The organism is Clostridium sp. AF17-21AC, from assembly GCF_003461365.1.
Taxonomy (GTDB): Bacteria; Bacillota; Clostridia; order Lachnospirales; family Lachnospiraceae; genus Coprococcus; species Coprococcus ammoniilyticus.
In genome coordinates, this window is the sequence record NZ_QTWY01000003.1 from 248,792 (window position 1) to 267,607 (window position 18,816).

Below are 18,816 nucleotides of genomic sequence, written 5' to 3' on the forward strand. Positions count from 1 at the left end.
ACGGTTTTTTCTATCCACCCCTAAATCCCCGGAATCCTTGAATTATACAGGTGGTTGTGGTATGATATGAGATATTTTGATTATATAGTTCAAAGGAGCTCAAGGGAATATGGCTAAGAAAAAACTGGTAGTTATTTTTGGAGGAAGATCATCGGAACATGAAGTTTCATGCATTTCAGTTCAGACAGTTGCCAAAGCGGTGGATACGGACAAATATGATATGACACTGATCGGAATCACAAAGGACGGCAAATGGCTGAAAGCTGACAGCATTGAGAGTATTGCTGACGGAAGCTGGTACGACAGTCAGGTTCGTGCTGTGATTTCACCGGATTCTGCAAAAGAGATTATCATAAAAGATGGCGACAGAATCTATGCGGAGCCTGTAGATGTTATTTTCCCTGTTTTGCATGGTTTATATGGAGAAGACGGTACGATTCAGGGATTGTTTGAGATGGCGGACATTCCATACGTGGGCTGCGGTGTATTTGCATCGGCTGCTGCAATGGACAAATTCCATACAAAGATCATTGCTGATCATATCCATGTAACACAGGCAAAATTCGTTCCTGTAGTAGAAGATGATTTTGATGATCTGGATGTTGCGATGGATCGGGTAGAGAGCGAGTTGAACTATCCAGTATTTGTAAAACCATCATCCGCGGGTTCATCAAAGGGTGTTACAAAGGCGCATGACAGAGCTGAGTTAGAAGCTGGTCTGCATGAAGCACTCAACCATGATTCCAAGATTCTTGTTGAGGAGACGATTGTCGGTAGAGAGTTGGAATGTGGCGTACTCGGATATGGCAATCATACAAAGGCATCCGGTGTTGGAGAGATCCTTGCTGCCGCAAATGCAGATTTCTATGATTTTGATGCAAAATACAACAATGCAGATTCCAAGACGATCATCGGGGCAGATATACCGGAAGAAGCTGAGGACGAGATTCGTGCAGAAGCAATCCGTATCTTTAATGCGATTGACGGTTTTGGACTTGCCCGTGTGGATTTCTTCCTTGAGAAGGACACCAATCGTGTAATATTTAATGAAGTAAACACATTGCCTGGATTTACATCGATCAGTATGTATCCGATGCTGTGGGATGCAGAGGGATATGATATCAAGACCCTTGTAAATACGTTGATCGAGATGGCATTTGAAAGATAATTTATGACGACGAGAGATATAAAGATAAAAGTAACGGGTGTACAGAGTGTTGCCGGAGCGGATGATGAGCCGGAGGTTCTGGAGCTTGAGACGCGGGGAACATACTCTGAGAAAAACGGAAACCGCTATATCAAATATGATGAGTTCATTGAAGATGTGGAAGAACCGGTGAAGAATCTTCTGCGATTCGATGAGCATGCACTTCAGCTTACGAAACGTGGCAGTGTGAACACGGTTATGTTATTTGACCGTGAGAAGAACAGCTCGGTACATTATGTAACTCCGGTCGGACCGATCTGTATGAATATCTGTACGGAAGAATATCATATGGAGCAGTCCGAGAAGGGGATTCGGATCGATATTCGTTACTGTATTGATTTTAACAATGATTATATTACGGATTGCAGTCTGAATGTGACTGCGGACTACGAAGGGGTATAAATATATATGGGTAGTGAGAAATCCTTCGACAGCTTTCTGGGGATTGAAACGATCGCGGAGACAGCATTTGGAGATATGGATGTATGTCTTCCGGTGAACGAAGAAGATAATAATTATGAGGTTACATATTATAATGATCTGGTGACGATGTTCGATGAGATCAGCATGGAGCCGGAAGATACGCTTGTGGATTTTGGTTGCGGACTTGGCAGAGTGCTTTTTTACTGTAATTCCAGACATTACTGCCGGACGGTTGGAATCGAGAACAATGCCAGGGTCTATGACAGACTTCTGACAAATGCCGCAAGCTATCAGAGCAAATTCCTTGATCAGGAGGAACGGATGCAGTTCCTGAATGTGGAGGCAGAGGCATATGAGATCGGAGATGAAGACAATTATTTCTATTTCTTCAATCCATTTTCCGGCGCAACCTTCAAGAAGGTACTGGATAATATCATCGCATCGGTACGGAGACAGCCGAGAGATATTGAACTTCTGATCTATTATCCGACATTTGAATATCAGAAAGCAATCCGTGACTGCAACCTGTTCGTTTTAAAGAAGATGATCAAATTGTCCGGTTATGAAGAAGACCCGGATGAGAAGGTTCTGGTATATCATTTGTCACGATATTTTGTAGTGTAGAATAAATAAGGCGGTCTATTTGGCAGCAAGTCAATATACAGCCCTACTGCCAGATAGACCGCCTTATTTATACACATTATATATACCTGTCATGCAGGCTGCAGACAGGAACAGAGCAGAGATAATGATTCCGTATAACATAGAAGTTGGGATGGCGATGGTGCCAATGATGTAGGACGATGCGTTCAATACCATATGCAGAAATATACTCGGTACAACTGATCCGGACCAGATGGCAAGACAGCCCAGGATGATCCCTGCCGGAACGCTGTAGCAGAACTGGACGATGTTGCCATGATAGAAGCCGAAGCAGAATGCTGTGAATAAGATGGCGTAAAGATCTGCGTATCGGCTTGAAAATGCGGAAGCAGACAGCTTTAATGCTGTGCCACGAAAGGCAAATTCTTCTGCGATCGGAGCAAGGATAGCAACGGTACAGATGCGTATGATTCCATTGTTAATAGAAAAGGATCGCTGTACCTGTTCGTGATAGGAGGACAGCAGATCCGGTCTGCAAATGTCGATCAGGCGAAGAATACAGGTTGTCAGGAATTGAAGACTGATACCAAGAATCAGGATCAGAAGAAAGATAACAAAAGCACGCAGGAAAGATTTTTCCTTTCCTGCGTGCTTTGTCTTGTCAGACAGCCTGCTACTCTGCGTATTGTCGGCCTGAGACTGTCCGAATATGGTTTCGTATTTCAGATACAGATATCCGAAAACGAAAATACAAAGAATATATGAAATACATGATGTGATACTGCCGACAGAATCAGTTTGACTGCCTGCAAGATCACAGATCCGGGTGCCTGCAAGATATACAATATTATGTATCAGTAATGTGGTAACCGGAACCAGACAGGTAATAACTAATTTTCTGAGGTCGACACGAGTATTTATCATGATTACTGGATCTTCTTTGCCCTTTCTTTCTCTTCCTTTGCCTTTGCTTTTCTTGCGGCTTTTTCTTCTTTGCTGAGTTTCATGCTGGCAGTTTCCTGCTCATAAGTCTGCTCGTATTTCTTCTGTTTTGCACGAAGTTTCTGACTGAATGATTTCTTTGCAGGTTCCGGTGCTTTTTTACCACGAACATTCTTAACGCTTGTGATGTAGATACCGCTGACCATAGCTTTAACTTCGCCGCGGACAGGCATAATATCAAAGATTCCATCGTCGCAGATCAGATTGATGATCTGTGGACCGATCTTGGCTTTAACGATAGGAAGCTTGGCTTTCTGGTAACGCTTTGGAGTTGATTCCAATACCTGTTTCGGAAGATTTGCATCTTTCATAGGCAGCATCTTTTTATCGATGACCAGCATCGTGACAGGCTGTGCAGCCTGAAGCATAGCTTCTTTCTGTGCGCTCTGCTTCTTCTGCAGGCGGTTTCCTACTATGTAAAGTACTACTAAGATTACAACTAATATTGCGATGACGATTAACATCCATCCCCACCAAGGCATAATAAGTTCCTCCTTATATTATTATTTTATTTTTCAATCATAGGCAGATTTTTTAACCGGGCTGCCTGAATCTTACCGGGGATTGCATCCAGAACCTCTTTACGTTCCTTTGGCTTCAATCCACGGATGTCAACCGGTTCTAAGAATTCAATCACAACCTTGCTGCTGTGAAGGAAATTATGTTTATTTGCTTCCATACATTTGTCTGTTCCACAGATAGCAACCGGGATGATCAGACATCCGGCTTTCTGAGCGATCTTGAATGCACCGTCTTTAAATGGCAGCAGTTCGTCGCCCTTATTTCTTGTTCCCTCCGGGAAGATCATCATGGAGTGACCGGATTTGATGATATCAGCAGTCTGTAAAATCGTTTCCAGACCCTTTTTCAGATCGGTACGATCCAGATAGGTGCATCCGATATCATCCATGTATTTGTAAAGCAGAGGTATATCCTTGATATTGTCTTTGGACATGAAGCCAAGAGGCATATCGATTGCATTGTGACAGGATAAAATATCAAAATAGCTTCGATGATTACCAACGAACATGACCGGTTGGTCGGTAGGAATGTTTTCCTTGCCGATAACTGTTCGTTTACATCCGGTTAAGAACATAACTGCTCCGAAAAATCCTTTTACCAGCTTCTGAGCCTTGATGTAAGCTTTGTCCTGATCTTTTTTTGCAAGCTGCTTCAGATACAGATGATATGGAAAACAAAATATGATTCCAAGTACCGCAAACAGTACAGTAATAATGGTTCTCAAATATATCCTCCTGTTCTATCTGCCGTAGAGTTTTGCTGTCTCAAATAGACGTTCTTCTAATTTAGTATCCATGTCTTTATCCTCAAAGCGCCAAGCCCAGTTGCCTTCTCCTACACCCGGAGTATTCAGACGAGCCCATGAATCTAATTTCAGAACATCCTGCATAGGAACAACAGCCATATTTGCGACAGATGAGAAACATGCACGGATCATAACCCAGCAGATATCACTGGCATCTGTGCTGAAATAGCGGCGAAGCTTGTCCTTGGATGCTTCGTATGCTTTCTGATACCAGCCAAGTGTTGTGTCGTTGTCATGTGTTCCTGTGTAGCATACGCAGTTTCTTGTATAATTATGTGGAAGGAAATCATTTTCTTCCGGATTTTCAAATGCAAACTGTAAGATTTTCATGCCAGGCAGATTGAATTTGTCACGCAATTCGATAACAGAATCGTCAATCTCACCCAGATCCTCAGCGATGATCGGAAGGTCATAGCCAAGATTTGCCTGTAACTGTGTGAAGAAGTTGATACCGGGAGCGGGCTTCCATTCTCCGTTGATGGCGGTTTCTTCGCCATAAGGTACAGCCCAGTACCGGTCAAATCCTCTGAAATGGTCAATTCTTAAGAAATCTGTCAGAGTGAGCTGGTATTTGATTCGCTCGATCCACCATTCATAACCGGTAGCGGTATGCTTTGGCCAGTTATACAGTGGGTTGCCCCACAACTGTCCGGTCTCTGAGAAATAATCAGGTGGTACACCGGCAACTTCAGTTGGGTATCCCTTTGAGTCCAGCATGAAAAGCTCCTGATGGCTCCATACATCGGCACTGTCCCATGCAAGGAAGATCGGAGCATCACCTACGATGCTGATGTTCTTTTCATTTGCGTATTCCTTGATTGCCATCCACTGTGTATGGAATAAGAACTGGATGAAATCATAGTAACCGATCTCATTTGCAAGCTTCTTTTCCCATGTGGTACGCTGTCTTTTGGTAGGTGCTTTCAGGGAATCTTCCCACATATACCAAGGCATTCCTTCATGGAAATCCTTACCTGCCATAAACAGGGAGTAGTCAGCGAGCCAGGAGGAATCCTTTTTAAAAGAAGCAAATGCTGCCATCTGTTCCTCGTCTGTTGATAATCCGTCCTCATGGTCAGGATCAGTAAAACGTTCGTAAGCGAGCTTTAACAGCTTTGTCTTAAATGTGATCAAGGTTCCGTAATCGATGTGAACGGGATCCCATTCCGGCATATCGGTAAAATCATCTTCTGACAGAAGCTTGTATTCTTTTAATGCATCAAGGTCAATAATTAACGGCTGACCGGCAAATGCGGAGAATGGCTGATATGGTGAATCACCAAATCCGGTATGTCCAAGTGGAAGCACCTGCCACAGATTCAAGCCCGAATTTGCCAGAAAGTCTATAAACCGGTATGCACCTTTGCCGAGATCACCAATTCCGTAAGGACTTGGAAATGAAGTCGGATGTGCCAGAATACCAGCGTATTTCTTTGGCTTTTTTTCATGGTTGTTTTCTAACATGTTTATCCTCTTTTCCTATTATTATATAGACGTTTTTGGTCTGGTCAGATATATCTGTCTGCCCGAACATCATAAAACCTCATTTTTCCTTGAAAAATCAAGGCGGTGTGGAAAAAACACCGTACGTTTTATTATACATAAAACGAATTATTCTTACAAGCCTGAAATTGGGAGAAGTCGCAGTCCGCCTGTCCGCCTCTGTCGGTCTCCTTGGCTGGTATGGGTGGCTGGCATGGGCAGTTGGCCTCCCTACTATAATATGGCTTGCTGCGATTTCTGTTCGTTGCACATGCCTGATTCGTAAATACTCCTGTGCTAACTCGCCTTCGGCTCAAACAAGCACCCGTATTTACTGGCAATGTGCATCTCACGACGAAATTCTCGCTGATGCCATATTATAGTGGGGAGACCAACTGCCCATGCCAGCCACCCATACCAGCCAAGGAGACTGACAGAGACGGACGGGCAGGTTGTGTTAGTTTTATAAAGTTTTGTTTATGATCTTCATAAATACATCAGAAAATAAACACAGTTTAGACACACTTCCCTTATATACTGTGTATTGTAAGAGTTTTTCATTTATTTGAATCCTCTCTCCCCTCATTTTTTGCAAGTGGTAATAAGTCTTTTCCCCGATTTATTACCACTTGTTTTTTGTTTTTATAATTCCGTTTGGGTACAAAAGAGTCGTATGTGGCGCTTTATTCTTGATAAATTTTTATTTTTCGGCTAAAATAAGATTGAATCTTATTTTAGCCGAAAAAAGAGGTGCAGCTATATGGAATATATTCATAGAGATTTAGAAAAAAAGATAAAAGAGTTAGCAGAAGACTATTCCTGTATATTGATTACAGGGCCGAGGCAGGTTGGAAAAACCACTTTATTTAAAAAATTAATGGATGAGAACAGGACGGTAGTGAGTCTGGATGATTTGGAAGAAAGAAAACTGGCACAGACAGATCCTGCTATGTTTTTGCAGATGCATGATCTTCCCATTTTAATAGATGAGGTACAATATGCTCCGCAATTATTTCCATATATTAAGATGGCTATAGATAATGGAGCATCGGCATCATCATTTTGGTTGACCGGGTCGCAGGCATTTCGGATGATGGAGCTTGCACAGGAATCTTTGGCGGGAAGAACTGCTATTATCCATATGTCGTCTTTATCGCAGCATGAGTTATATGGAGCAGGCGATAATATTGAGTTTAGCGTTGATCTTGAAACATTAAAGCAGCGAAGTAAAAATGGAACAAAGGCGGAATTGTCGGAGCTATATGAGAGAATCTGGATGGGATCTATGCCGGGATATAGAAGCGGACGGTATAAAGACAGAAATGTTTTTTATTCCAGTTATATTCAAACATATATTGACAGAGATGTATCAGAGCTGATTACAAATGTTGATAAACTTGTATTTATGGACTTTGTAAGAGCTGCAGCATGCAGGTGTGCACAAATGTTAAATATACATGATATAGCAAATGACGTTGGTGTTTCAGATGAGACAATTAAGCGATGGCTGCAGGTGCTTGAGAAGTCGGATATTATTTTTTATTTACGTCCTTACTCTAATAATTTGTTAAAGAGAACAGTTAAAACTCCTAAATTATATTTCTTTGATACGGGCCTGGTTGCATATCTTACAAAATATACAACTCCAGAAATACTTGAAAATGGGGCGATTAATGGAGCAATACTGGAAAATTATGTTGTTTCCGAGATACGGAAGACATACCAAAATGAAGCGGATGAATGTCTTATGTGGTATTACAGAGATAAAGACAGTAATGAAATTGATATGGTGATTGAAAGTGATGGTATGGTGCATCCGTTAGAGATAAAACGCTCAGTAAATCCCGGAAGTGAACTGACCAGGGCATTCAGAATTCTGGATAAAGGAGCAGTTCCAAGAGGAAAGGGAGCAATCATCTGTATGCGTTCGGAACTTTCGGCTGTTGATTCAGAAAATTACATTGTTCCGATCTGGACAATATAATAAAGAATTTGTAAATAGAATGTAGAATCTGTTTATAAATACATCAGAAAATAAACACAGTTTAGACACACATCCCTTATATACTATGTATTGTAAGAGTTTTTCATTTATTTGAATCCTCTCTCCCCTCATTTTTTGCAAGTGGTAATAAGTCTTTTCCCCGATTTATTACCACTTGTTTTTTTGCCTTTTCGGCGGTATACTTCCATTATTAAATTCACAACAGACGGAGGATAACAGGTATGATTTCGGAAAAATATGCAGATATGACAACCAAAGGTTCTATAATAAGAGAATTTGCGCAGTATGCGTCAAAACGTGCGGCAGAGATCGGAAAAGAGAATGTATACAATTTTACGATCGGTAATCCTTCTGTTCCGGTATGTCCGGAGTTTACAGAGACATTGGAACGGATGTTAAAAGAAGAAAATCCATTGACACTTCATGGATACAGCCCGACACTTGGTATTATGTCCGTCAGAGAAGCGGTTGCAGATTCTTTAAATAGAAGATTTGGAATGGAATATACAGCAGATGATATTTTCATGACCTCCGGTGCAGCAGGTGCGATCGCACATGCGATTCGTTGTGTAACAAAGCCGGGAGATGAGGTGATTACATTTGCTCCATATTTCCCTGAGTATGTTCCATATGTTGACGGAACAGGTGCGGTGCTTAAGATCGTGCCGGCGGATATTACATCCTTCCAGATTAATTTTGATGCATTTCTGGAGCTTTTAAATCCAAATGTACAGGCAGTTCTTATTAACTCTCCGAATAACCCATCCGGTATCGTATATTCAACAGAGACGATCAAGAAGCTGGCTGCAATTCTGGAAGAAAAGCAGAAGGAATATGGACATGATATCTATATTATCTCCGATGAACCTTATCGTGAGATCGTATTTGAAGGAACGGATTCGCCATTTATTTCATCCTTCTATGACAACAGTATCTGCTGTTATTCATTCAGTAAGTCACTTTCCCTTCCGGGTGAGCGTATCGGATATGTAGCGGTAAATCCGAAATGTAAGGATGCGAAGCTGATCGTTCTGATGTGTGGTCAGATCTCCAGATTTACAGGACATAACTGTCCGCCATCCATGATCCAGCTTGGTGTGGCAGAAGTGATCGATAAGACAGCTGACCTGTCAATCTATGAGAAGAATAAGAATATTTTATATAAAGAGCTTACAAATATGGGATATGAGTGTGTAGAACCGGGCGGAACCTTCTATATGTTCCCAAAGACTCCGATTGCGGATGCAAATGCATTCTGTCGTATGACAGCCAGCAAGCTGGATCTGATCCTGGTACCGGGAGACAGCTTTATGTGTCCGGGACATATGAGACTTGCTTACTGTACCACAACGGAGATGGTAGAACGCGCACTTCCGTTATTTGAAAAAGCAATGAAACTTGCAAAAGAGATGGAGTAATCAAAGGAGAACATCATGGTTACACAGATTCCGATCATACTTGCATCGAATTCACCGAGAAGAAAAGAGCTGCTTGAAAGAGCCGGTTATACATTTACTGTTATGCCAAGTGACTGCGATGAAGCTACCGATATCCGTTTTCCAAAGGATATGGTAATGGAGCTTGCCGGGAGAAAGGCAGAAAATGTATATAAAAAGGTATGTACAGATCGTGCCGGTACGGAAGCAGAGACACAGCCGTTTATCGTGATCGGTTCCGATACGGTCGTCGCATTAAATGGCAGGATCCTTGGAAAACCGGTTGATTATGACGATGCATATAATACGTTGAATAGTTTGTCAGGACAGACACATAATGTATATACAGGTGTTTCTATTATGTATTATGACGGAGAGAAATGCCGGACAAAGACATTTTACGAGAATACAGAGGTTACATTTTATCCGATGACGCATGAGGAGATCACCGGATATCTTGCGACGGGAGATCCGTTTGACAAAGCAGGAAGCTATGGGATACAGACACAGGGTGGCCTGTTTGTGAAAGGGATCAAGGGCAGTTATGACAATGTTGTCGGACTTCCGCTTTCCCGGTTGTACCATGAGTTAAATGAGATGTTATGTGGGCAGTAATGTGTGAGAAAACGATGCGCCGATCATGTATGATAGAATAGTAGAGATTATAAACTGCTGAAAAAAGAAAGGCAGGAGGACAGAGATATGGACGAAAAGAGAAATTTTACCTTATTAACAGACTTCTATGAATTGACGATGATGCAGGGATATTTCCGTGAGAAAGCAGATGATATCGTTGTATTTGATGCATTCTACAGAAAAAATCCATCCGGAAGCGGCTATGCGATCGCCTGTGGTCTGGAACAGGTGATCGACTATATCAAGAATCTGTCCTTTTCCTATGAAGACGTTGATTACTTAAGAAGTCTGAACATGTTTGATGAAGAATTTCTGAATTACCTTGCAGGATTTCATTTCACAGGTGATATCTATGCGATCCCGGAAGGTTCTGTAGTATTTCCGTATGAGCCACTTGTGAAGGTGGTTGCACCGATCATGGAAGCGCAGTTGGTTGAGACCGCATTATTAAATATCGTGAACCATCAGAGCCTGATCGCTACAAAGGCATCCAGGGTCTGCTATGCAGCAAAAGGGGATGGTATCATGGAATTCGGACTTCGCCGTGCGCAGGGACCGGATGCCGGAACCTTCGGTGCGAGGGCGGCAGTTATCGGTGGCTGTGTCGGAACCTCAAATGTAATCTGCGGTAAGCAGTTCGGCGTGCCTGTGCTTGGGACACATGCACATAGCTGGATCATGAGCTTCCCAGATGAATATACAGCATTTAAGAGATATGCAGAATTATATCCGGATGCATGTACATTGTTGGTTGACACATATGACACATTGAAATCCGGTGTGCCAAATGCAATTCGGGTATTTGATGAGATGAAGGCAGAGGGAAAGATGCCGACCAGATATGGAATCCGTCTGGATTCCGGTGACCTTGCATATCTGTCGAAGAAAGCCAGAAAAATGTTGGATGCAGCGGGATATCCGGATGCAGTCATTGCAGCGTCCTCTGATCTGGATGAATATCTGATCAACAGTTTGAAGAATCAGGGTGCAGCGATCACGTCATGGGGCGTTGGAACCAACCTGATCACATCAGCAGATAATCCATCTTTTGGCGGTGTTTATAAGCTTGCGGCGATCAGGAAGCCGGAGGATGAAGAATTCACAGCGAAGATCAAGATATCAGAGAATCCGGCGAAGATTACAAATCCAGGAAATAAGACGGTATTCCGTCTGTATAATAAGGAGACCGGAAAGATCAAGGCGGATCTGATCGCACTTTCCGATGAGACATATAATGAAGCGGAGGATCTGGAGATATTTGACCAGATGGCTACATGGAAGCGTTCGACACTTCCGGGTGGTTCTTATGAGATCCGTGAGATGCTTGTCCCGGTATTCTTGAAGGGACAGTGCGTATATCAGAATCCATCCACGATGGAGATCCGCGAGTATTGCCAGAAAGAACTGAATACACTCTGGGATGAGACCAGACGACTGGTAAATCCACAGGAGGTATTTGTCGATCTGTCAAAACCGTTATATGATCTGAAACAGAAGCTGTTAAACAGCCGACATTGATGCAGAAATGGTCAGATCAGAAAATATATATTATTTTATCGTCCGACCGGCGTTATAATGGAAATCTTTAATATCAAAATTCATAGCAGAGATCTCGCTCATAGCAGCGTTGATCTCTGTTGTTGTTTTCGGAGCTGCTTTTTTGATATGAGCCAGTGTTGTTTCATATGCTAACATCTGTCGGAGAACATTTCTGCAATAGGCTTCTTCCTCCACCATGGTATGGATATTATACTTTTGCAGGTAATCTGTCATAAAATCGGGAAGCATATTGATCTGGTAAAGAATATAGGCACGAATGGTGTGACCGATCATGTATATAGTAGCAAGAATTAAAACACCCAAAGCAATCAAACCTGTGATCGTCCTCAGAATCATTCCGCCACCCATAACAATGACTGTAAGATGAAAATAATCATATCCAAGCAGAAGAATTAAGAAAATCACATTATAGATAAAATGTGTTTTCAGACTGTGCCTCCTCTTAGGAAGTCCGTCGATCTCGGCGGTATATACCATTTTATAATATTCAATCTGTTTATCGGTATTGTCGATCATATCCATCAGATCAAAATATTCCTGTGAATATGGAGGATCAGATTTCTCTGCTGCTTCAGAGAGATCTGTTTCGATTGTCGGTTTATTCTTAGGTGGTTTCTGATCATTTGCCTTTAAATTCAACATATGCAATCCCCTTATGTAACCTGTCTGCATGTGCGAATCACATGCAATGCTGCTTTTCAAGTTTGTTTATGGATTTTATTGTAACACAATTTACTGCCGGATAGGGAGTCTTCCCCAAAAAGTAAAAATAAAATATCTAGTCTTTCAAACCATGTTACAAAGCCCCGAAAACCATGGCTTTTCTATATAGAAACTACGATTGACATTTGCTGTTTGAATCATCTATATTATAAAAAGTTAAGGGATACAGGCATTTTTGAAACTTGAAATTAGTAGAGTGTATAAGAGTTTTGAAGTGCCGGTTTACAAATAGAAAGATGAGGTTTTACCTATGAGCAAGATCAGGATCATAACAGATTCAGCCAGTGATATTTCGACTGCTGAGGAACAGAAATATAATATATTAATCCTTCCGTTTCCGGTAACGATCGGTGACAAATCTTATATGAGCAGAGTCGATTTTGACAATACCGGTTTTTATAAGTTAATGGAGGAAAATCCAAACGAGCTGCCAAAGACGGCGCAGATCACAGCATTCCAGTTCGACGAGCTGTATAAGGAGCAGTTTGATGCAGGATATACAGATATTATATTTGTCAGCATCAATAAAAAGGGTTCTGCTACCCATGATAATGCAGTCATGGCAAAGAATGAATTTTTTGAGGAGCATCCGGAGTATGCAGGAAAAGGAACGATTCAGATCTTTGATGGTGTTGGATACAGCGGTCAGTATGGATATCCGGTTGTGCAGGCAGCAAAGATGGCAGAAGAAGGAAAAAAAGTGGATGAGATCACTGCTTATCTGTCAGACATTCTTCCGAAGCGACGGATCTACTTCGGTATCTATGGATTGAAATATGCAGCAAAATCGGGACGTATTCCAAGTGCAGCAGCACTGGTCGGTGATGCACTTGGCGTAAAACCGATCATGAAGATATGGGCAAATGAGATCGTTACAGCATTCAAATGCCGCGGCGAGAAGAAATTACTGGCAAAGATGGCGGATGTCTCAGCTGCAGAGATGCTTCCGGGTTCGCCATATCAGATCGTATATGGATGCGATGATGTATGCAGGGATGAACTGGCTGCCAAGATGACAGAAAAGGTTGGTTATGCGCCGGACGATTTCTTCCAGATCGGAGCAGCGGTTGCTTCGAATGCAGGACCAAAGGTAGTCGGAGTTGTTTTTACGGTAAAAGACGAAGCATAAACAGAATATAGATTTTCATAGAAAAGACCTTTGTTCACAGAAGTGGAAGCAGATATACAAGAACCGATGTGGATAAGGGTCTTTTTGCATGGGGATTGACTGGTAAGAAAAAGATGAATTGTGCGGCATAAAGGAAGCCAATTGGGGTAAAGAATGACAACAGTTGGTTGCATATGCTGATCTTAGTAGTGTATACTTAAAAAAATGAAGAAAAATGTGCCGGCAGATGAAAGGCAGATGAGAGATATGGGTGACACACCAAAGATTGAAGAAACAACATTTTATCATATTAATTATTATTTGTATGGAAAGGCATTTAAGGGAAGTTATCAGGGCATGCGGTTCCGCCTTGCCAGAAATCCGCTTGAAAATGTATTTTTTAAACCGAAAGAAGTACAGGATGCAGGAACTCTGATGGCAACGGTCTGGCCGGAGCCGTTCAGTTACGAGAATACGGATGATGAAAAGAAGCTGACAAAGGAATTTCCGTTTTCGGAAGAAGGAAAACTTGCAGCGGTAGACTGGCTCAATGAGCAGTACGAGAGCCGGAAAGAAGAATGGGATGCAGCGAAGCATACGGACTGGAGCAGTTTGAGAAAATAAATGACCGAGGAATATGAAGATGATATTTGAGACACATGGACATTACGATGATGAGCAGTTTGATACAGACAGAGAGCAGTTATTAGAAGAATTTCAGAGACAGGATATCCGGTATGTTATGAATATAGGAGCTAATATTGCGACTTCAAAGGCATCTGTCGAACTGGCGCATCAATATGATTTTATCTATGCAGCGATCGGAACGCATCCGGATGATGCACCGGAGCTTTCAGATGCGGCGATCGAGATGTATCGGCAGATGGCAACAGATGAGAAGGTAAAGGCGATCGGAGAGATCGGACTGGACTATTTCCATGAGGATGTTCCCAAAGAGGTGCAGATCCACTGGTTCCGAAAGCAGTTGGAGCTGGCAGAAGAATTGAAGCTTCCGGTTGTGATCCACAGCAGGGATGCGGCAAAGGATACCATGGATATCATGAAAGAGATGCAGGGAAGACTTTGCGGTGGCGTCATTCACTGTTTTTCATACAGTACAGAGATTGCAAGAGAATATATTAAGATGGGATATTATATCGGCGTTGGCGGCGTAGTGACATTTAACAATGGACGTAAGCTGAAAGAAGTAGTGGAAGCCATTCCGCTTACCAGTATCGTATTAGAAACGGATTCGCCGTATCTGTCACCTGTACCATTCCGTGGAAAACGGAACTCTGCCCTTAATATTCCTTATGTGGCAAAAGAGATCGCAGCATTAAAGGGAGTTACGGAAGAAGAAGTGTATGACGTGACATTTAAAAACAGTCTGAAGCTATACAGAATGGAGGACAAGACATGGAGAAATTAAGTAACCCCCAGGTTACGATACAGACAATAAAGAAATATGAGTTTGCATTTCAGAAGAAATTCGGTCAGAATTTCCTGATCGATGACCATGTGATTACAAAAATTATAAATGCGGCAGAAATTACGAAGGACGATCTGGTACTGGAGATCGGACCGGGAATCGGAACAATGACACAGTATCTGGCAGAGTCAGCCAGAAAGGTGATCGCAGTTGAGATCGATAAAAACCTGATCCCAATCCTTGGAGAAACATTGGCAGAATATGATAATGTAACCGTTATCAACGAAGATATATTGAAGTTAGATATCAACCGGCTGGTGGCGGAAGAAAATGCAGGCAAGCCGATCAAGGTCGTTGCCAATCTGCCATATTATATTACAACTCCGATCATTATGGGCTTATTTGAAAGTCATGTACCATTACAGTCAATTACGGTCATGGTACAGAAGGAAGTAGCAGACCGGATGCAGGTGGGACCGGGATCGAAAGATTATGGTGCGTTGTCACTTGCAGTCCAGTATTATGCAAAACCGTATATTGCCGCAAATGTGCCGCCAAACTGTTTTATCCCAAGACCGGGTGTAGGATCTGCGGTGATACGGCTGACCAGATATGAGGAGCCGCCGGTGACAGTAAAGGATGAGAGCCTGATGTTCAAGCTGATCCGGGCATCCTTTAACCAGAGAAGAAAGACGTTACAGAATGGAATTGCAAACAGCCCGGAGCTTCCATATTCAAAAGCACAGGTGGAGAAAGCTTTGGAAAAAATGGGACTTGCCGCAAATGTTCGGGGAGAAAGTTTAACGCTGGCAGAATTTGCAAAGTTAAGTGATATTATTTCCGAAGAATAAAGGAATAAGTTACAGTAAAAATGCATAGATACAAGTAAGGCTTGTCTTTCGGGGAGAATGTCGGACGCAGACATGACTTCCTGTCGGACAAAAAATGTCAGATAGAAAAAAGAGACGGAGGTATCTATGGTTTACTGGAACAGATTTATATCATATATTTTCAGGTATCACGAATATGACAAATGCGAGAACACGGGATTTGCGAAGGTGCAGAAGCAGAATGAGAAGGGCAAGATGCAGGTGAATTTTAAGGATCAGGTCAAGAAAGAGGGGTTGTATTCGGTTTATCTGTATCGTGAGACGCTTGCAGATCCGGAGGAATATCCGGAGGCTGTGCCGGACAGCATGATTCCGGTTGTGTTGTATCTTGGAAAATTAAGCCTGAAATCCGGAAGAGGAGAAGACTGCTTTACCTTTGACTGGAATAATGTCAATCATACCGGTCGGCCGATCACAGCATGGAGCGGCATTATCATAAGACGGATGGGTGAAGAAGAAAGTGATATTTTCTGCTCCTCATGGACGGATAATATCGTGGATTACAGTCAGGCATTTGCCCGGCGGGAGGCAGCAGAAGCTGAACGGGAAAGAAGAGCAGATGTTGCAGCAACGGAGTATGATCGGGGAAGAATCGTGTCTGAGACGATGACGGAATCAGAAAACATGGACAGCGAATCTGAGGCGGAGACAATGGCTTCAGAGGTGAAAAAAATGGCACATACAGATACAGACAACCGGGAAACCGTTTTGCCGGAAACGGAGGAGTCTCCGGATGAAGAGACATTTTCCAGGACCGATGAGGAAACAGAGAAGCGGGTAACGGCAGCTGAGGTTTTAGAAACAATGAAAGAAGACGGAAGGGCAGCAGAACTGATGGCGAATCGGGAAAAACTTCCGCTTCTGCCGAATTGCCCGGATGGAGAAAATGGAGTGATCGAGTGTGTGAAGATCAATCCGAACGATATCGGACTGCTGAACATGGATAACTGGCGGCTGGGGGTGAACAGCTTTCTGACACATGGATTTTACAGCTACAAATATCTGATGCTCGGCAGGGTGCTGTTTGATGAAGAAGATACGAATGGATACATATTGGGAGTGCCGGGAGAGTATTCATCCAAAGAAAAATATCTTGCGGGAATCTTTGGATTCGAACGTTTTATACCGGTGAAGGAGACAAGGATCAAAACCGGAAGCTTTGGTTACTGGGTGGTAGATCTGAAATAAAAAGAACTGCGGCAAAAAGTAATGTTGGTTGAATGACGGAGAATGCCGGTGTGGAGAAAAAGATGGAACAGAGTACAGAAGGAAATGTAATAGAACAAAGAATAAATAATGATCAGAATATACGGAACAGAGAAGACGAAGAAAAAGATATATGTGCAGATCAACAGGTGACAGAACCGGAGATATCCGATGAAGACAGGAAAATGTATGAAGTATATATGGCAAAGGCGATCAAGCTGGCGCAGAAAGCCTATGTGCAGGGGGATGTTCCGATTGGCTGTGTGATCGTAAAGGATGATAAGGTGATTGCCAGAGGATATAACAAGAGAAATCTGAAGAAGACAACACTGGCACATGCAGAGCTGCTTGCAATCGAGCAGGCATCAAAGAAACTCGGTGACTGGCGCTTAGAGGATTGCACGATGTATGTAACATTAGAACCGTGCCAGATGTGTGCCGGAGCCATTGTACAGGCAAGGATCCCGAAGGTTGTGATCGGCTGTATGAATAAGAAAGCCGGCTGTGCCGGTTCAATCCTGAATATGTTTGATATGCCTGCGTTTAACCATCAGGTAGAAACTGTATATGGTATCCGGCAGGAGGAGTGCAGCAGCCTGATGAAGAACTTTTTTGCAGACCTGCGGAAAGGTGTTATTTCAAAAAAATAAACAGGTTGACGTATGTGCGATCGTCATTTATAATCAAGTATGCGTCAAAATATGGCGTACAATTTAATATGTTATAAAGTTTCCATGCAACCGGGGAAGTAGCGGTGCCCTGAACCTGCAATCCGCTATAGCAGGGGTGATAGTTTTCTTGAGGGATGTCCACTGTAGGGCTGCCCTTAGTAAGTGGCGTTGATGTCTGGGTCTTGCGCAACAGGACTCTTCGAACCGTGTCAGGTCGGAGACGAAGCAGCACTAAGGAGAATCTCCTGTGTGCCGCGAGGGTGCCTGGGCTGAGTTAACTGCTAAGGTAACGCTTATGGCGGCATTTCGAGAGAAAACTGCATGGATTTTTTTGATAAAAATATTTATAAAATTTTCAAAAAATTATAGCAAATCTATATAAAAGATGCTATCATAGAGAATGATACTTTCTTTTTTTATGGGAAAGTTCTGGAGAAATGATATTTAGTAGGACTTCAGATATTCTGACAGTACGAAAGATACAAAAAAGGTAGATATCAAGGGGCGAACAGAGATGAACTACGCTGATGTAATTGAGTTTGTCAAAACGCAGACCGCGGAGAATGGCAGACCGCCAAATTATGAGTTTAGAAGTAGATTCGAGCATACAATGCGCGTGTACAGATGGGCGATCAAATTACAGTCTAAATTAGGCGGTGATTTGGATATTATTGTACTTGCGGCACTTTTGCATGATATTGGATGGGATGAGAACAGACCTCACGGAGAGGTTGGAGCAGAGATTGCAGTAGAATATCTTGACAGCATAGGAGTTGATCCGGAGAAGATTGCCAAGATCGGAGAGATCATTATGATCCATGAAGAAAAGGATACAGATGCAGACCTGTCATTGGAATGCCGTATCGTTATGGATGCTGATCTTCTGGATGAGGTTGGAGCTGTCAGTGTACTTTGGGATTCAATGGCTACAGCGCTGGAGGATGATGCCAGCTATAAGAGAGCATATTACAGAATTAAAAACTTTTACAGGATTAATAAACCGAAGATCAGACGTTGTAAAACCGATGCAGGAAGAGTGGAATACAATAAGCGTATGCAGCTTCTTGAAGAATTTATCTTTCAGTTGGAAAAAGAGCTATTTTAGATT

Annotated in this window: 19 protein-coding genes and 1 other RNA gene; 15 read left to right on the plus strand and 5 right to left on the minus strand. The window is 42.5% G+C overall.

What is annotated here, in order from left to right; genetic code table 11:
- The first annotated feature begins 109 nt into the window (after positions 1-109).
- The 3 genes from DWW85_RS06270 to DWW85_RS06280 are packed head-to-tail and all read left to right on the plus strand — an operon-like array spanning position 110 to position 2,254.
- On the plus strand, positions 110-1,168 hold the full coding sequence (locus DWW85_RS06270; RefSeq protein WP_117808032.1) for a D-alanine--D-alanine ligase family protein: 1,059 nt from the start codon (positions 110-112) through the stop codon (positions 1,166-1,168).
- A 3-nt stretch (positions 1,169-1,171) separates the two neighbouring features.
- Positions 1,172-1,609, plus strand: a complete 438-nt coding sequence (locus DWW85_RS06275) for a DUF1934 domain-containing protein (RefSeq protein ID WP_008402400.1) — start codon at positions 1,172-1,174, stop codon at positions 1,607-1,609.
- Positions 1,610-1,615: 6 nt separating this feature from the next.
- Entirely contained in the window at positions 1,616-2,254 is a 639-nt protein-coding gene (locus DWW85_RS06280) for an SAM-dependent methyltransferase (RefSeq protein WP_117808033.1), read from the plus strand.
- 63 nt (positions 2,255-2,317) lie between these two features.
- On the opposite strand, the gene DWW85_RS06285 is transcribed toward DWW85_RS06280, so the two are convergent.
- Genes DWW85_RS06285 through malQ form a run of 4 tightly spaced genes read right to left on the minus strand, consistent with a single transcriptional unit; the run spans position 2,318 to position 6,026 of the window.
- Positions 2,318-3,157, minus strand: coding sequence for a CPBP family intramembrane glutamic endopeptidase (locus DWW85_RS06285; RefSeq protein ID WP_117808034.1), 840 nt, complete (start codon positions 3,155-3,157; stop codon positions 2,318-2,320).
- A 2-nt stretch (positions 3,158-3,159) separates the two neighbouring features.
- On the minus strand, positions 3,160-3,717 hold the full coding sequence (locus DWW85_RS06290; RefSeq protein ID WP_117808035.1) for a hypothetical protein: 558 nt from the start codon (positions 3,715-3,717) through the stop codon (positions 3,160-3,162).
- A 26-nt stretch (positions 3,718-3,743) separates the two neighbouring features.
- Positions 3,744-4,481, minus strand: a complete 738-nt coding sequence (locus DWW85_RS06295; protein ID WP_117808036.1) for a lysophospholipid acyltransferase family protein — start codon at positions 4,479-4,481, stop codon at positions 3,744-3,746.
- 15 nt (positions 4,482-4,496) lie between these two features.
- A complete protein-coding gene (gene malQ, locus DWW85_RS06300; RefSeq protein ID WP_117808037.1) occupies positions 4,497-6,026 on the minus strand; it encodes a 4-alpha-glucanotransferase in 1,530 nt (509 codons plus the stop codon).
- Between the two features lie 778 nt (positions 6,027-6,804).
- Here malQ and DWW85_RS06310 point away from each other — a divergent pair.
- From DWW85_RS06310 to DWW85_RS06325, 4 genes are all read left to right on the plus strand, one after another.
- Positions 6,805-8,028 (plus strand): ATP-binding protein, encoded by a 1,224-nt coding sequence (locus DWW85_RS06310; protein ID WP_117808039.1) that lies wholly within the window; start codon positions 6,805-6,807, stop codon positions 8,026-8,028.
- Between the two features lie 242 nt (positions 8,029-8,270).
- Positions 8,271-9,467 carry a pyridoxal phosphate-dependent aminotransferase gene (locus DWW85_RS06315; protein ID WP_008402408.1) on the plus strand — a complete coding sequence of 399 codons (1,197 nt, stop codon included), beginning with the start codon at positions 8,271-8,273 and terminating at the stop codon, positions 9,465-9,467.
- A 15-nt stretch (positions 9,468-9,482) separates the two neighbouring features.
- Positions 9,483-10,100, plus strand: a complete 618-nt coding sequence (locus DWW85_RS06320) for a Maf family protein (RefSeq protein WP_117808040.1) — start codon at positions 9,483-9,485, stop codon at positions 10,098-10,100.
- 87 nt (positions 10,101-10,187) lie between these two features.
- The gene (locus DWW85_RS06325) at positions 10,188-11,639 is read left to right on the plus strand and encodes a nicotinate phosphoribosyltransferase (RefSeq protein WP_117808041.1); all 1,452 of its coding nucleotides are present in this window, start codon (positions 10,188-10,190) and stop codon (positions 11,637-11,639) included.
- A gap of 30 nt (positions 11,640-11,669) precedes the next feature.
- On the opposite strand, the gene DWW85_RS06330 is transcribed toward DWW85_RS06325, so the two are convergent.
- Positions 11,670-12,323 (minus strand): hypothetical protein, encoded by a 654-nt coding sequence (locus tag DWW85_RS06330; RefSeq protein WP_117808042.1) that lies wholly within the window; start codon positions 12,321-12,323, stop codon positions 11,670-11,672.
- Positions 12,324-12,654: 331 nt separating this feature from the next.
- Between DWW85_RS06330 and DWW85_RS06335 the strand changes: the two genes are divergently transcribed.
- The 8 genes from DWW85_RS06335 to DWW85_RS06370 all read left to right on the plus strand — a co-directional run bounded on the left by DWW85_RS06335 (position 12,655) and on the right by DWW85_RS06370 (position 18,813).
- A complete protein-coding gene (locus tag DWW85_RS06335; protein ID WP_117808043.1) occupies positions 12,655-13,533 on the plus strand; it encodes a DegV family protein in 879 nt (292 codons plus the stop codon).
- Between the two features lie 204 nt (positions 13,534-13,737).
- On the plus strand, positions 13,738-14,136 hold the full coding sequence (locus DWW85_RS06340) for a hypothetical protein (RefSeq protein ID WP_117784502.1): 399 nt from the start codon (positions 13,738-13,740) through the stop codon (positions 14,134-14,136).
- A gap of 19 nt (positions 14,137-14,155) precedes the next feature.
- On the plus strand, positions 14,156-14,941 hold the full coding sequence (locus tag DWW85_RS06345; protein ID WP_181986527.1) for a TatD family hydrolase: 786 nt from the start codon (positions 14,156-14,158) through the stop codon (positions 14,939-14,941).
- Positions 14,929-15,792: a 16S rRNA (adenine(1518)-N(6)/adenine(1519)-N(6))-dimethyltransferase RsmA gene (rsmA, locus tag DWW85_RS06350; protein ID WP_117808045.1), complete on the plus strand. Its 864-nt coding sequence runs from the start codon at positions 14,929-14,931 to the stop codon at positions 15,790-15,792. Before DWW85_RS06345 ends, rsmA begins: the two co-directional genes overlap by 13 nt.
- Before the next feature lie 126 nt (positions 15,793-15,918).
- Positions 15,919-17,019, plus strand: coding sequence for a DUF6128 domain-containing protein (locus DWW85_RS06355; RefSeq protein ID WP_117808046.1), 1,101 nt, complete (start codon positions 15,919-15,921; stop codon positions 17,017-17,019).
- A 50-nt stretch (positions 17,020-17,069) separates the two neighbouring features.
- Positions 17,070-17,687 (plus strand): tRNA adenosine(34) deaminase TadA, encoded by a 618-nt coding sequence (tadA, locus tag DWW85_RS06360; protein ID WP_330599107.1) that lies wholly within the window; start codon positions 17,070-17,072, stop codon positions 17,685-17,687.
- Positions 17,688-17,769: 82 nt separating this feature from the next.
- An RNA gene (gene ffs, locus DWW85_RS06365) (signal recognition particle sRNA large type) lies at positions 17,770-18,033 on the plus strand.
- Positions 18,034-18,222: 189 nt separating this feature from the next.
- A complete protein-coding gene (locus DWW85_RS06370) occupies positions 18,223-18,813 on the plus strand; it encodes an HD domain-containing protein (RefSeq protein ID WP_021944638.1) in 591 nt (196 codons plus the stop codon).
- Positions 18,814-18,816: the final 3 nt, after the last annotated feature.